This is a genomic window from Streptomyces sp. NBC_00569 (assembly GCF_036345255.1).
Lineage (GTDB): Bacteria > Actinomycetota > Actinomycetes > Streptomycetales > Streptomycetaceae > Streptomyces.
Genome location: NZ_CP107783.1, coordinates 1,544,367 through 1,559,585, shown reverse-complemented (window position 1 = coordinate 1,559,585; position 15,219 = coordinate 1,544,367). Strand labels below are relative to the sequence as shown.

10 protein-coding genes are annotated in these 15,219 nt (G+C 71.0%); 9 read left to right on the top strand and 1 reads right to left on the bottom strand.

The window, feature by feature from the left end; genetic code table 11:
- Positions 1-70: 70 nt before the first annotated feature.
- The 7 genes from OHO83_RS07240 (at position 71) to OHO83_RS07210 (ending at position 9,597) form a co-directional block, all read left to right on the top strand.
- Positions 71-1,750, top strand: coding sequence for an ABC transporter substrate-binding protein (locus tag OHO83_RS07240; protein WP_329432574.1), 1,680 nt, complete (start codon positions 71-73; stop codon positions 1,748-1,750).
- Between the two features lie 7 nt (positions 1,751-1,757).
- Positions 1,758-2,834, top strand: a complete 1,077-nt coding sequence (locus OHO83_RS07235) for an ABC transporter permease (RefSeq protein WP_266677711.1) — start codon at positions 1,758-1,760, stop codon at positions 2,832-2,834.
- A complete protein-coding gene (locus OHO83_RS07230; RefSeq protein WP_266677713.1) occupies positions 2,831-3,814 on the top strand; it encodes an ABC transporter permease in 984 nt (327 codons plus the stop codon). The genes OHO83_RS07235 and OHO83_RS07230 overlap by 4 nt, the downstream gene beginning before the upstream one ends.
- Positions 3,811-4,887, top strand: a complete 1,077-nt coding sequence (locus OHO83_RS07225; RefSeq protein WP_266677715.1) for an ABC transporter ATP-binding protein — start codon at positions 3,811-3,813, stop codon at positions 4,885-4,887. Before OHO83_RS07230 ends, OHO83_RS07225 begins: the two co-directional genes overlap by 4 nt.
- Complete coding sequence (locus OHO83_RS07220) at positions 4,871-5,890, top strand: ABC transporter ATP-binding protein (RefSeq protein ID WP_266677717.1); 1,020 nt, start codon at positions 4,871-4,873, stop codon at positions 5,888-5,890. The genes OHO83_RS07225 and OHO83_RS07220 overlap by 17 nt, the downstream gene beginning before the upstream one ends.
- On the top strand, positions 5,890-7,149 hold the full coding sequence (locus OHO83_RS07215; protein ID WP_330280727.1) for an alpha-L-fucosidase: 1,260 nt from the start codon (positions 5,890-5,892) through the stop codon (positions 7,147-7,149). The genes OHO83_RS07220 and OHO83_RS07215 overlap by 1 nt, the downstream gene beginning before the upstream one ends.
- Positions 7,150-7,212: 63 nt before the next feature.
- A complete protein-coding gene (locus tag OHO83_RS07210) occupies positions 7,213-9,597 on the top strand; it encodes a beta-N-acetylglucosaminidase domain-containing protein (RefSeq protein WP_330278907.1) in 2,385 nt (794 codons plus the stop codon).
- Position 9,598: 1 nt separating this feature from the next.
- On the opposite strand, the gene OHO83_RS07205 is transcribed toward OHO83_RS07210, so the two are convergent.
- Positions 9,599-12,580, bottom strand: coding sequence for an NACHT domain-containing protein (locus OHO83_RS07205; protein WP_330278906.1), 2,982 nt, complete (start codon positions 12,578-12,580; stop codon positions 9,599-9,601).
- Between the two features lie 134 nt (positions 12,581-12,714).
- On the opposite strand from OHO83_RS07205, the gene OHO83_RS07200 reads away from it, so the two are divergent.
- Both OHO83_RS07200 and OHO83_RS07195 read left to right on the top strand, forming a co-directional pair.
- Complete coding sequence (locus OHO83_RS07200) at positions 12,715-14,469, top strand: sensor histidine kinase (protein ID WP_266677723.1); 1,755 nt, start codon at positions 12,715-12,717, stop codon at positions 14,467-14,469.
- Positions 14,466-15,104 carry a response regulator gene (locus tag OHO83_RS07195; RefSeq protein ID WP_266680150.1) on the top strand — a complete coding sequence of 213 codons (639 nt, stop codon included), beginning with the start codon at positions 14,466-14,468 and terminating at the stop codon, positions 15,102-15,104. The genes OHO83_RS07200 and OHO83_RS07195 overlap by 4 nt, the downstream gene beginning before the upstream one ends.
- Positions 15,105-15,219 lie beyond the last annotated feature (115 nt).

Below are 15,219 nucleotides of genomic sequence, written 5' to 3'. Positions count from 1 at the left end.
CCCACACGCAACGCCGCTCGGACAACGATGTCGTCCCTCGTCCCGGAGGTTTCAGGTCGTCATGAACCCCATGAACCGCACGAACACCACCACCCCCACGCCCCGGTCCCGCACCCACGCGATCAGAACCGGCACCCTCGCGGCCCTCTCCCTCGCGCTCGCCGCGACCGGCTGCTCGGCCACACCCACCGCGTCCGGAGGGGCGGGCGCCTCGTCCCTCACCGCGAACCTGGGCTTCTCGGGCACCACCATCACCCGGAACTTCAACCCGTTCTCCCTGACGGCGTCACAGGGCACCTTCGGCTTCCAGTACGAGGCGCTCTTCGACTTCAACATCCTCAAGGGCGGCGAGTTCAAGCCGTGGCTCGGCACCAAGTACACCTGGTCCGACGGCGGCAAGAAGATCACCGTCGACCTCGACAAGCGCGCCAACTGGTCGGACGGCTCCCGGCTCACCGCCGCCGACGTGGTCTTCACCATGGACTACGTACGGGACAACAAGCTGCCCCCGAGCTGGGCCTTCGACTACAAGAAGGCGACGGCGCCCGACGACCACACGCTCGAGATCACCTTCGACAAGCCCGCCTACTCGAAGCTCGACTCCATCGGCGGGATCACCCCCGTACCGAAGAAGGAGTGGCAGGGCAGGGACGGCAAGACGTACACCAACCCGAACCCGGTCGGCTCGGGCCCCTACAAGCTCAGGCAGTACAGCGCCCAGCAGCTCACCTTCCAGGCCCGCGACAACTACTGGAAGCAGAAGAACATCCCGGTCAAGACGGTGAAGGCGCCCGTCATCACCCAGGCCGCCGAGGTGCCCAAGCTGCTCAGCGGGGAACTGGAGTGGAGCGGCGGGGTCGTGCCCGACGTGCGGAAGCAGTACATCTCCAAGGACCCGAAGAACCACCACGCCTGGTACCCCACCTACGGCGGGCAGTACATGTTCTTCAACCACACGAAGAAGCCGTTCACCAATGTGCATGTGCGCCGGGCCCTCTCCCTGGCCGTCGACCGCACCCAGCTGCTCGACATCACCAACCCGGGCATGTTCAACACACTCAACCTGACCGGCCTGGACTCCAGGACCCAGGGCAAGTGGATCGACGCCAAGTACAAGGACGCCGAGCAGCCCAAGGCCGAACTCGCCAAGTCGCTGGCCGAGTTCGAGAAGGCCGGCTACACGAGGAAGAACGGCAAGCTGGTCGACGGCAGCGGCAAGCAGCTCTCCTTCACCATCATCGAGGTCTCCACCTGGGGCGACGCCGTCCAGTTCGACAAGGTCGTGGCCAGCCAGCTGCAGAAGGCAGGCGTGAACGTGTCGGTCAAGCCGACCGACGCCTCGCAGCTCGACGTCAAGCGCAAGAAGGGCGACTTCGACGTCCTGATCGGTGGCGCGGTCTACTACTCGACCCCGTACAACTACTTCAAGGACATGCTCTGGAGCGGAAACGCGGGCGTGTGGACCAACTACGGCCACTACAAGAGCGCGAAGGCCGACGCCCTCATCAAGGAGCTGGGCGAGACCGGCGACCAGGCCGAGATCAAGAAGATCTCCGCCGAGCTCGAGGGAATGATGGTCGACGACGTGCCTGCCGCACCGCTGATCACCATCGGTGTCTCCAGCGAGTACAACAGCAGGAACTGGACCGGCTGGCCGACCGCGAAGAACCCGTACGCGCAGCCCGCGCCCTGGGCCGGCGGGATCGACTCCATGAGCATCCTGCTCAACCTGCGCCCCGCGAAGGGCTGACGACGCCATGACCGTTCCCGCCCTCGGCCCGGTGGACGCCACCGCCGTCGAACCCAGGCCCGGCCGCCGCCTCAGGAGCGCCAGGCTCGGCACCGCCCGGTACTTCCTGCGGCGACTGGGCTTCTACGCCGTGGCCGCAGCCCTGGCCATCACCCTCAACTTCCTCATCCCACGCCTGATGCCGGGCGACCCCGCCTCCGCCCTCATCGCGCAGATGCAGCAGAAGCAGACACTCTCCGGCGACCAGGTGCACGCCATCTACCGGCTGTTCGGGACACCGGGCGAGCCGCTCTGGGACCAGTACGTCACCTACCTGAACCAGGTCCTGCACTTCAACTTCGGTATATCCGTGGCCTACTACCCCACGCCCGTGTGGGAAGTGATCCGCACCGGGCTGCCCTGGACGGTCGGCCTGGTCGGACTCACCTCCGTCCTGTCCTTCGTCCTCGGCACCGCGGCCGGCGTCGTGTCGGGCTCCCGCGTGGGGTCCCGTTTCGACTCGTTCATGACGCCCGCGTCCATGTTCATGGGGTCGCTGCCGTTCTTCTGGGTCGCCCTCATCCTCGTCCTCGTCTTCGGGGTGCAGCTCAGCTGGCTGCCGACCAGCGGCGGGTACGACGGCGACATGCTGCCCGGCTTCAACGGTCCCTTCCTGGCCAGCGTCCTGCAGCACGGCATCCTTCCCGCTCTCACGATGGTGATGGCATCGGTCGGGGGCTGGCTCGTCGGCATGCGGAACATGATGGTCACGACCGTCTCCGAGGACTATGTGCTGCTCGCCCGCGCCAAGGGACTCTCCAAGGCGCGCGTGATGTTCCAGTACGCCGCCCGCAACGCCGTCCTGCCGAGCGTCGCCGGGTTCGCGCTCACCATCGGGACCGTCGTCAGCGGGCAACTCCTCGTGGAGATCGTCTTCGCCTATCCGGGCGTCGGATACCTCCTCTACCAGGCGGTCTCCAGCGTCGACTATCCGCTGATGCAGGCCCTGTTCCTCATCGTGTCGCTCTCCGTCCTCGCCGCGAACTTCATCGCGGACTCCGTGTACGGACTCATCGACCCGCGTGCGAGGGAGACCCGCTCATGAGTGCATTCGTACGGGGCCTGCGCCGCCTGAAACTGCCCCCGAACCCCAAGGTCCGCGTCGGGATCGCGATCTTCGTCTTCTTCGCGCTCCTCGCCCTGCTCGGCCCGTTCGTCGTGCAGAACGTGATGGGCCTCTCGCCCAGCGACGTCGACACCGCGCAGGCCATGGAACTCCCCTCCGCGAAGCACCTGCTGGGGACCACGGCCACCGGCGAGGACGTCTTCGCGCAGCTCGTCGTCGGCAGCAGGATCTCGCTGCTCGTCGGGCTCGTGGCGGGCGTCATCACCACCACGCTCTCCGTCCTCGTCGGGGTCGCAGGGGGATATCTCGGCGGGCGCGCCGACTCCTTCCTGACCGCCGCCACCAACGTCTGCCTCGTCATCCCCGGCATGCCGCTGCTGATCATCGTGGCGAGCTATGTGCAGGGACGCGGCGGCTGGCTCACCGTGGCCCTGGTCATCGGGCTCACGGCCTGGCCGTGGGGTGCGCGGCAGAAGCGGGCGCAGACCCTGTCGCTCCGCCACCGGGACTTCGTGTCCGCGGCCGAGATGACGGGCGAGAGCCGGTGGGGCGTCATCACCCGCGAGCTGATCCCCTCGCTCGCGCCGATCATCTCCGTGAGCTTCCTGGGCGCGGTCGTCGGCTCGATGTTCGCGGACGCCGGCCTCTCCTTCATGGGGCTCGGCAACATCAACATCACGAGCTGGGGCTCGATGCTCTACTGGGCGCAGAACGGAGCCGCCCTGACCCGGGGCGCCTGGTGGTGGTTCGTGCCACCGGGCGCGTGCATCGCCCTGATCGGCGTCGCCGCGGGCCTGATCAACTTCGGAATTGACGAAATATCCAACCCCCGGCTCCGCAAGCCCTCCAAGGAGGTACGCGCCAGGGCCCGCGCCGCCCGCCTGCACGCGGCCGCCGGCGGCTCCGCGGCCAGGGCCACGGCCGGGAAGCCCGCGCCCGTTCAGGAGGCCGCGTCATGAGCAGCAGCGGCACGCCGCACACCTCGATCCCCAAGCAGGACACCGTTCGCCGAAGCGATGACCGCACCCCCCTGCTCACCGTCCGTGGCCTGAACGTCGACTACTTCGACAAGGCGGACCCCGTACACGCGGTCAGCGGCGTCGACCTCGACCTGCTCCGCGGCGAGACCCTCGGCATCGTCGGAGAGAGCGGCTGCGGCAAGTCCACCCTCGTCACCGCCATCACCCGGCTCCAGCGGCCCCCGGCCGTCACCACCGCCGGCTCGGTCGTCTTCCACGGCCACGACGGCACCGAGAGCATCGACGTCCTGCGCCTGACCGAACGTCAACTGGCGGATCTGCGCTGGGAGAACATCGCGGTCGTCTTCCAGAGCGCGATGAACGCCCTCAACCCCGTCCTCCGTCTGGGCCACCAGTTCGCCGACGTCCTCCGCCGCCACGGCCGCCTGTCCAAGCGCGAGGCCTGGCAGCGGGCGGGAGAACTGCTCGCCATGGTCGGCATCCCCGCCGACCGGCTGCGCTCGTACGCCCACGAACTGTCCGGCGGCATGCGGCAGCGCGCCACGATCGCCCTCGCCCTCGCCTGCGAACCCGACCTCGTCGTCATGGACGAGCCGACCACCGCCGTCGACGTGGTGATGCAGCGCCAGATCCTGCGTCAGATCTCCCGCCTCAAGCGGGAGCTGGGATTCTCCGTCGTGTTCATCACACACGACCTGTCCCTGCTCATCGAGATCGCCGACCGGATCGCCGTCATGTACGCGGGCAAGGTCGTCGAGACCGGACCCGCGCGACAGCTCTACACCGACCCGCAGCACCCGTACACCGAGGCACTCAGGGGCGCCTTCCCGCCGCTGCACGGGCCGCGCCGCGAGATCACCGGCATCCCCGGCTCCCCGCCCGGCCTGCGCACCCTGCCCGCGGGATGCGCCTTCCACCCGCGTTGCGCCCGCCGCTTCGAACCCTGCGACCAGGCGACCCCGCCGCTCCTCGCCCTCGGCGCCGGCGAGGCCGCCTGCCATCTGCACCAGACCGTACGCGGAGAGGAGGACCACCATGCCCGCACCCGCTGAACCCGTCCTCGAAGCACGCGACGTCGTCAAGAGGTTCCCGCTGCACGGGCCCGGCGGGCACGGCAAGGAAGTGCACGCCGTAGAACCGACCAGCCTCGCCCTGCACGCCGGCCGCATCACCGCACTCGTCGGCGAGAGCGGCAGCGGCAAGTCCACGCTCGCCCGCATGCTCGCCCTCGCCTACCCACCGACCGAGGGCGAGATCCGTCTCGACGGCGCCCCCGTCAAGCAGGCCCGCACGGCCCGCGGCAAACGCGCGTACTACCGCCAGGTCCAGATGATCTTCCAGGACCCCTTCTCCTCGCTCAGCCCCGTGCACCGGCTGCGCTACATCCTCAGCCGCCCCCTCCAGCTGCACGGCCACGCCTCCGGGCGCGCGGAGCTCGAACGGCAGATCCTCGACCTGCTCAATCGCGTCAACCTCACCCCCGCCGACCAGTTCATCGACAAGTTCCCGCACGAGCTGTCCGGCGGCCAGCGCCAGCGCGTCGCCATCGCCCGTGCCCTGGCCGCCCGCCCCAAGGTCCTCCTCGGCGACGAGCCCGTCTCGATGCTCGACGTCTCGATCCGCCTCGACATCCTGAACCTCCTCGGCACGCTCCGCGACGACGAGGGCCTCGCGATCCTCTACATCACCCACGACATCGCGGGCGCCCGCTACTTCGCCGACGAGATCAAGGTCCTCTACGCGGGCCAGCTCGTGGAGTCGGGACCCGCCGACGCCGTCGTCGAACAGCCCCGGCACCCGTACACCCGGCTCCTGCTGGAGTCCGCGCCCGACCCCGAGCGCGACGGAGGGCTGCTCGACGAGCCCGAGGTCGTCGACGACGAGGAGACCCTCGGCGAACCGCCGAGCCTCGTCGACCCGCCCACGGGCTGCCGCTTCCACCCGCGCTGCCCGCTCGCGAAACCCGTGTGCGCCACGGCGTTCCCCCCGCGCACACATTTCGACGACGGACAGTGGGTGCACTGCTGGAGCTACGACGAGGAGAACCACCGATGATGCAGCCCTGGTTCACGGACGGGAAGCTCGGCATCTTCCTGCACTGGGGGATCTACAGCGTCGACGGCGTCGCCGAGTCCTGGTCCTTCTTCAACGGGCAGGTCCCGTACGACACCTACATGGCGCAGCTCGACGGGTTCGACGCCCAGAAGTGGGACCCCGACGCCTGGGCCGACCTGTTCGTCGAGGCGGGCGCCGCGTACGCGGTCCTCACCGCCAAGCACCACGACGGGGTCGCCCTCTGGGACACACGGGCGGGCGGCCTGTCCGTCGTCGAGCGGACCCCGGCCGCACGCGACCTCATCACCCCCTACGTGGACGCGCTCCGTCGCCGCGGTCTCAAGGTCGGCCTCTACTACTCGCATCTCGACTGGTCCCACCCCGACTACGCCACCCTCCGGCCGGACGGGCAGGACCCCGACGACCGCGGCAACCCCTACTCGATGCCCGCCGCCGGCGACGAGTCCCCGGAGCGCTGGGACGCCTTCCTCGCCTTCCACCGCGCCCAGATCCGCGAGCTCCTCGGGCTCTTCCAGCCGGACCTGCTCTGGTTCGACGGCGAGTGGGAGCGCAGCCCCGAACAGTGGCGCATGGCGGAACTCGCCCGACTCATCCGGGAGTTGAGCCCGCACACCGTCGTCAATGGGCGTCTCACCGGACACGGCGACTACGCGACACCCGAACAGGGCGTGCCCGTCGAACCGCCGAAGGGCCCCTGGGAGCTGTGCCTCACCGTCAACGACTCGTGGGGTTACCAACCCCAGGACGACCACCACAAGTCGCCCCGTCAGCTGGTCCGCGTCTTCGCCGAGACCGTCGGCGGCGGAGGAAACCTCCTGCTCGCCGTGGGCCCGAAGGCCGACGGCACGATCCCGCCCGAGCAGGCCGAGCGCCTCGAAGCACTCGGCGAGTGGATCGCCGAACACCGGCCCGCCGTCCGCGACACCGTGCGCGGCCTGCCCCACGGCCACTTCTACGGCCCCTCCACCCTCTCCGCCGACCGCCGCACCCTGTACCTGTTCCTCTTCGACCGGCCCAACGAGTACGTCGTCCTGCGCGGCGTGCGCAACGCCGTCCGCTCGGCGCGGGTCCTCGGGACGGGCGCGGACGTCCGCCACGAGCGCGTCGGCGGCCTCGGCGAGGTCCCCGGCTGGGAGTACCTGTACGTCAACGACGACCAGCTCGACCCCCTGTGCACGGTCGTCGCCCTCGAACTCGACGGCGAACTCGACCTGTACCGCGAACACACCCGCGACTGACACCCCAGCACTCCACCCCCCTCGACCGACCGACACAGACACCGATCTCGGAGGCAGAGCCCCATGACAGCCCGAAGAGCCGTGCACGCCTGTTCCGTCGCCACCCTGCTCGTCGCCGCGTCCGCCGCGGCGGTCCCGCCCGTGTCGGCGCACACGACGGACCGGCCCCTGCCCGTCGTCTCGCCGACCCCGCAGCACATGACCCGCGCCGGCGCGGACATCGCTCTCCCTTCACGCGCCGAACTCGTCGTGGACGACACCACCGACAAGCCGGCCCGCGACCTCCTCACCGCCACCCTGCGCGCCCACGGAGTCCGCCACGTCGACGTCCGTACCAAGGCGTCGGGACACGCGCCCCTGACCGTGCTCCTCGGCCCGGCCACCCACCCCGACGTGGCCGGAGCCCTGCGCGGCACCGACGTCCCCACCCAGGACGAGGGCTACGCCGTGCGTGTGGCCGGACGCACCGTGGCGCTCGGCGGCACCGACGCGACCGGCCAGTTCTACGCGGCCCAGACGTTCAGGCAGCTCGTCACCAAGGGGAAGATCGCCGGGGCGTCCGTCTCCGACTTCCCGTCCATGCGCCTGCGCGGCTCCATCGAGGGCTTCTACGGGCCGCCCTGGACGGAGGCGGAGCGCCTGGACCAGATGGACTTCCTCGGCGAGGTCAAGTCCAACACCTACGTGTACGCGCCGAAGGACGACCCGTACCACCGCGACAAGTGGCGCGAACCGTACCCGGCGGACAAGCTCGCCCAGCTCGGCACGCTCGTCGACCGGGCCCGCGCCAACCACGTCCGCTTCACCTTCGCCGTGTCGCCCGGCGGCTCGGTCTGCTACTCGGACCCGGCCGACGTGAAGGCCCTCACCGCGAAGCTCCAGGCGCTCTACGACCTGGGCGTGCGCTCGTTCTCGGTGCCGCTCGACGACATCAGCTACACCAAGTGGAACTGCGACGCCGACCAGCAGAAGTTCGGCGCCCCGGGGCGCGGCCCCGCCGCGAAGGCCCAGGTCGGTCTCCTCAACACCGTCCAGCAGGACTTCATCGCCACCCACGACGGCGCCAACCCGCTCCAGATGGTGCCCACCGAGTACGGCGACCTCACCGACACCGCGTACAAGCAGGAGCTCCGCGGGAACCTCGACAAGAACATCGAGGTGATGTGGACCGGCACCGACGTCGTCCCGCCGGAGATCACCAACGACCAGGCACAGAAGGCGTCCGAGCTGTTCGGACGCAAGGTGTTCGTCTGGGACAACTACCCGGTCAACGACTTCGGCCGGACCTCGGGACGCCTCCTGCTCGCCCCCTACGACAAGCGCGAGCCCGGCCTGTCCGAGCACCTCAGCGGCCTCGTCTCCAACCCTATGAACCAGGAGGCCGCCAGCAAGCTCGCCGTCTTCACCATGTCCGACTTCTCGTGGAACGACCGCGGCTACGACCGCACCCGCTCCGCCCGTCAGTCCGCGCTGCACCTGGCCGGCGGGGACCCGCGCGTCGCCGACGCCGTACAGACCTTTGTCGACCTCAACCACATGGCACCGACGTTCGGCGCCAAGCCGTGGCAGCCGCAGTCGCCGATCCTCGGCGCGCAGCTCGAGAAGTTCTGGAAGACGTACGAGAGCGACCCGGCGGCCGCGATCCGCTCCTTCACGCCGACCGCGACGAACATCGGGCGCACCCCGGCCGTCCTCCGCGCCGGCGTGCCCGACCAGCAGTTCCTGCACGACGCCGGGCCCTGGCTAGACTCCACCGCACTGTGGGGCAAGGCACTCGGGCACGGTCTCGCCGCGCTGAAGGCCATCGACGCCCATGACACGGACAAGGCGGCCGACGAGCGCGCCGCGATGGAGAAGGCGGCCGACGCCGCCTCGCACATCACCATCGACCCGGCCGAGCACCACCAGCCCGGTCCCGTGAAGATCGCCGACCCGTTCCTCGGCGACTTCGTCAGCCGGGTCCAGGACCTGCACGACGCCTCGAAGGGCCTCAAGCCGTTGCGGCAGCTCGCCCTGAACAAGGACACGAAGCAGAGCTCCGACTACGCCTCGGACGGCGAGTTCCCGTACAGCGCGGCCAAGGCGGCCGACGGCGACCGCTTCAACTTCTCGACCACCAGCGGCAAGGAGGCACAGCCCTGGTGGCAGGTCGACCTCGGCTCCGTCGCCGACCTGGAGCGCGTCGACGTCTACAACCGCAGCGACTGCTGCGCGGACCGCACCCAGGACTACTACGTCCTGGTCTCCGACGAGCCCTTCACCGGCACTCTGTCCGACCAGCTGACCAAGCCCGGCGTGTGGTCCCACCACGAGACCGCGCAGGCTGGCGGCCCGACGGCGATCCCGGTGACCGCCCACGGCCGCTATGTGCGGGTGTGGCTGGCGAGCGAGAAGCCCGTCGAGCTGAACATGGCGGAGGTCGAGGTGTACGGCAGAGCGCGGAGCTGACCTACCGCGTGAACGAGTGGATCTCGCTCCGCAGGTCCGCAGGCAGCCGCGCGTCGTCCCGCTCCGCGGCGGTGGCGAGCAGCGCCGTGACGCGATGGACGTGGCTGCCGGGCAGGGCCTGGATGCCGCGCAGCACCCGCCGGTACGTCAACTCCAGCTCGGCGTCGGTCAGTTCCACACCGCCGCTGAGCAGGAGGTGCAGCAGATCGTGCGCGAGCGAGGTGGCCGGCTCTCCTTCCGTGGCCACGAACGTGGTCACGGAAGGGCCCAGCCACGCGAACACCGGGTCCATGACGTGCCGCACGAGGGAGTCGTTCGTCCCGCCGGACACCTCCATCTTGTGCCAGATCTCGTCCCAGTAGGGCCGGGACCAGCCGGGCCCGCCGTGCCCGCGCGGGTAGCGGTAGAGCCAGTTCGCGTCGACCGGGTCCGGCGGCGCGGGCGCGCCGTACCGCGGCGCGACATCGAGCGTGCGGCGGCCGTCCGCGTCCCAGGACCGTCGCAGGGTCATCGACAGGGCGAAGTCCGTCCACTGCTCCTCGTTGAGCGCCGAACGCCACAACAGGGCGTGCCGGTGCCAGGCGCTGACCGGGTTCGCCGAACCGGGGAACAGCTCGGCGGCCGTGGTGCCGCCCGTCAGCAGCAGGATGACCAGGACGAGATTGGCGCCGTAGAGGCCGTGCCGCGACGCGACCCTCAGCGTCGCGGGCCGGTAGGCGGGGTGCTGGTCACCGGTGCGGGTCTCGTGCTGGTCGAGCACGCGGATCAGGACACGGCTGAGCCTGTCCCGCTCGGCCGGCTCCATCCGCGCCGCCATCGCGCGGGCGAACCGCAGCATCTGACGGCCGGACAGGGGCGCGTACGAGAGCAGCGCGTACGCCAGGTCGTCGTCCACGCGCTGGTCGCCGAGGGCGAGGGCGGGGCGGTTCTGCACGAGCGCGCCCAGCACGTGCAGCGCGAGCCGCACCGCCAGGTACTCGCCGAACGTGGCGTGCAGGAACTCGTACGTCGCGAGGACGTGGCCGTCGCGCACCGACTGGGCGCGCTGCACGAAGTAGAACCGGCCGAGCGCGACCTCGGCCGCGCCGAGCGGCGTGCGGAAGCCGGAGGCCCCGGGGGACGAGCGGCCCAGGAGCGCGGCCAGGTCCTCGTCGAGCTCGGCCGCCGAGACCCACTGACGGCGCCGGTTGAGCAGGGCGAACGCGACCAGGGACAGGCGTTGCATCTCCAGCTCGGCGCGCTCGCGCAGGAGGTCGTCGGACGCCATGTCCCCGCTCGTCTTGCCGACTTCACGGCGCGCGAAGGAGAACAGGAGCTCCTCGTACAGATCGGCCTCGTCCAGGGGCTCCCCGCCGTCGCTCTGCAGGCCGTTGTCCGCCACGTCGTACAGGGCCAGCATCATCAGGAGCAGCGGCTGCGCCGCGAGCGCAGCGTGCCGCGACACCACCTCCCACGACAGCGGGCGCAGGCCCCTGGCCGTGAACCCGGCCGCGTTGGCGTCGTTCCATACCGCGAGCCACTGCTGGATCTGCGCGGCCCGGAACGGTTCGAGGCGCAGCGCCACCATGCCGTCGGGGTAGCGCGCGCGGTCGGCGACGGACGTGCGGCTGGTCACCAGGGCCAGCAGCGGACGGCCCTGTTCCGCCTCGCGCTCCTGGAAGCGGGCCACCCGGACCAGGAAGTCGTTGTGGTGCACCCCGGTCGTCTGCAGCAACTCGTCGAACCCGTCGAGCAGGAGCACCGGGACCGCGCCGCCGGCCGAACGGACCAGATCGGGCCACGTGACGCGCTCGCCGGTCGCGGCCCGCACCGCCTGCTCGATCTGCTCCTGGAGATCGTCCTCGGCGCGCACGTCACGCAGCGGTACCCGCACCGGCAGGAAACCGGCCGCGGGGAGCCGCGCCGCGAGCACCCGCGTCAGGACGGACTTGCCCGCGCCGGGCTGCCCGAGCACCAGCAGCGGTGTGCGCTCCTGCCCCGCCGAGGTCAGCGCGCCGGCGAGATAGCGGGTCAAGTCCTCCCGCACCGGAGCCCGTTCCCACCATGCCTCGTCCGCCGGCCCGTGCTGCCCGGCCACCGGCCGCACCCGGAAGTCCGGGTCCAGATACATCTCCTCCAGGGCCGGTACGCGGATTCCGTCGGGCGCCGACGCCGCGTCCAGGACCGGACGGGAGAGCGCCGCCTCGTGGGAGCGCGCCAGGGCGGCCGCGACATCCACGGGGGGCAGGGCGTGCGACGCCGTACCGGCGAGCAGCGCCTCGATTCCCGCGAGGGCCCGCTGTACACCGGCCCGCGTCGCCCGGTGCTCGGTCAGCGTGGCCCAGAATCCGAACTCGGGTGCCTGCTGTGCGAGTTGGGCGTAGAGGCTGTCGTAGTGGACGCACGCCGCACCTGGCAGTGCACCCGTCAGAGCCCGCTCCGCGGCGTCCCGCCCGGCCGGCGTGAGCGTGTCCCACACCGCGAGGCCCGACACGAACCGCAGGAAGCGCCCGGACAGGGCCGTGTACCAGCCGAGGAGTTCCCGCGCCGCGTCCTCCGGCGCGAGGTGCGGTGCCGGGAACGGCGCGTCCACCGCGGCGAGGGCCCGCGCGAAACCGGCGTCCGCCTCCCCGGCCCCGACCAGCGACAACTGGTCGCCACGGGTGATGCGCACCGCTTCGAGGGAGAACGGAAGGTCCTGCTCCGCGAGCGCCTCGAACCAGCCGAGGACCACGACGACCGTGTGCGCGGCCCGCAGCATCTCACCCCGCTCGACCCGCCCGTCCGCCGCCCCGAGCCGCGCCCCGACCCCGCGCACCGCGTCACGGCCGAGCCCCAGGATCCGGCCCCGCGCGTCCGCGATACGCAGAAGTCCGTCGCTCACGCCGCCCGTCGCCACGGCCAGCACCCCGCCGAGCGACCGGTCGAGCGCCGCGAGGCGCGGCGGATCCGCGCCGAGCAGCACCAACGCGTCCGACAACGACAGCAGTCTGCGCGAACCCACCCGAACCCCCCATGGATCATGTGCGGACGGCGGCCACTCTGCCAGGACACGCGGTCGGGGTCCATCGAGTACGCTGCGTGAGCCGGGCGACACCGAGTGCGCACCGTTCCCCCGAATGGCTTACCGTGTGGGCCGTGGACAGTCAGGGGAAGCGTGCGGTTCGGCTGCGCCTGACCGGGGCCGCGGCGCTCGCCGTCGTATCGGGATCGGCGGGCTCGTGGGCGTACCTGCGGGCCGGTGGGTCCGCGGGCGACGTGGTGCGGGATCTCTCCGTGGGCTGGGCGTACGCGGCCGCGGGGCTCATGGCCTGGCGGCGCAGGCCCGCCAACCGGACCGGCCCCCTGATGATCGCCGAGGGCGTCACCTGGTTCCTCGGAAACCTCCAAGGCACCTCCGTACCCGCCCTGTTCGCGTTCGGAGCCTGGTGGGAGGCGCTGAACATGGCGATCCTCCTGCACCTCATCCTCTGCTTCCCCGAGGGGCGCCTCACCACGGTCCTGACCCGGCGTCTGGTCCAGTTCGCGTACGGTCTCGTCGCGGTCGGCGGCCTGCTGCGCACGCTGCTGTTCGACCCGGCGCGGTCCACCGGCGCCACCTACCTCGACTGCGCCGGCTGCGGCCCGAACGCCCTGTTCATCCCCGGCACTCACGACCTCTTCGGCCCCGTCGACACCGTCTACCACGCGCTCGGCTGGGTCATCTCCGCCGGCGCCGCGGTCGCCATCGTGCAGCGCTGGCGGCACGCGTCCGCCGCCCGCAGGCAGGCGCTGCTCCCGGCATGGATCGGCATCGGCGTGGCCGTCGTGTTCCTGATGTGGGACATGCTCTTCTACGTCGTGCCGTGGTTCGGCAAGGCCGGCGACACCGGTGAACAGGCCGTCTATCTGCTGTCCGACCTCGCGCAGGTCGCCGTGCCGTTCGCGTTCCTCGCCGGACTGCTGCGCATGCACCTCCAGCGCGCCGAGGTCAGCGGCCTCGTCATCGAGGTCGGCACCGACCCCGACCCGGCCCGCCTGCGCGAGGCGCTGGCCCGCGTCCTGGGCGACCCGACGCTGCGGCTCGGCCTGTGGCGCGAGGAGCGGCGGGCCTACGTCGACGGCTCGGGGCGCGAGGTGACGGCGGACGGCACCGGCCGCACCCCCGTCGGAGCGGCGGACGGCCGGCCCCTCGCGCTGCTGCACCACGACCCCGCCCTCATGGACGACCCGGAACTCCTCGCGTCCGTCGCCGCCGCGCTGCGCCTCGCCCTCGAGAACGTCTGGCTGCGTTCCCGCGCCAGGGACGTGAGCACACGGATCGTGGAGGCGGCCGACTCCGAACGCAAGCGCCTGGAGCGGGATCTGCACGACGGGGCGCAGGCCAGGCTGGTCTTCGCCCTGATGGCCCTGCGACGTGTCGAACGCGGCCTCGCCGACCATCCCGACGCCGCCCTGCGCGAGTCCGTGACCGAGGCGGAGTCCAGTCTCAGGCTCGCCATCGAGGAGTTGCGCGGTCTCGCCCACGGTCTGCACCCGGCGGTCCTCACGCGCGAGGGCCTCGGACCCGCGCTGACGGCGCTGGCCAGGGAGGCGACCCTGCCGGTCGTCGTCGCGGCCGAACCCCGGCGCTACGACGCGGTCGTGGAGTCGACCGCCTACTTCACGGTGTGCGAGGCCCTGTCGAACGCGGCCAAGCACGCCGGAGCCCGCGCCGTCAGCGTCTCCGCGACGCACCAGGACGGGCGGCTCGTCATCGAGACCGTCGACGACGGAGTCGGGGGAGCGGACAGCATGCGCGGCAGTGGCCTGCGCGGCCTCGCGGACCGGCTCGCCGCGGTCGACGGAGTGTTGCATGTACACAGTCCCGCCGGTGGCGGGACCAGAATCAGGGCGGAGCTTCCGTGCGGGTGATCGTTGCCGAGGACTCGGCGCTGCTGCGGCAGGGGATCGTACGACTGCTGTCGGACGAGGGGTTCGAGGTGTCCGCGGAGTGCTCCGACACGGGGCCGCTCCTCGCGCTCGTCGCCGAGCACCGTCCGGACGCCGTGCTCCTCGACATCCGCATGCCGCCGACGCACACCGACGAGGGTCTGGTCGCGGCGGCCGCGATCCGCGCGGAGCACCCCGGCACGGGTGTGCTGCTGCTGTCCCAGTACGTCGAGACGACCGACACCGTCAGAGCCTTGGCGGAGCAGCCCGAGGGTTTCGGCTACCTCCTGAAGGAGCGCGTCGCCGACATCGACGAACTCGGCGGGGCGCTCAAGCGCGTGGCGTCCGGCGAGACGGTCCTCGACCCGCTCGTCGTCGCCAAGCTCATGAACACCCCCCGCCCCAGGAGTCCCCTCGACGACCTCACGGGCAGAGAGCGGGACGTGCTGGCGCTGATGGCCGAGGGCCACTCGAACGAGGCGATAGCCCAGCGTCTCGTCATCGGCGGCAAGACGGTGGAGACGCACGTGCGGAACATCTTCGGCAAGCTGCGCCTCGAGCAGGATCTGCTCGAACACCGGCGCGTGCGCGCGGTGCTCACCTACTTGCGCGCCTGACCCCGCCCGATGCGGGCGGGGTGAAGTGGTCCCGGCTGGCCGCTCCGAAGGCGACGTCGTCCCCCGATTTGCCCCCGTGGCTCCCCCGTACGTCGACTGCGGAGCGGTGCCGGTG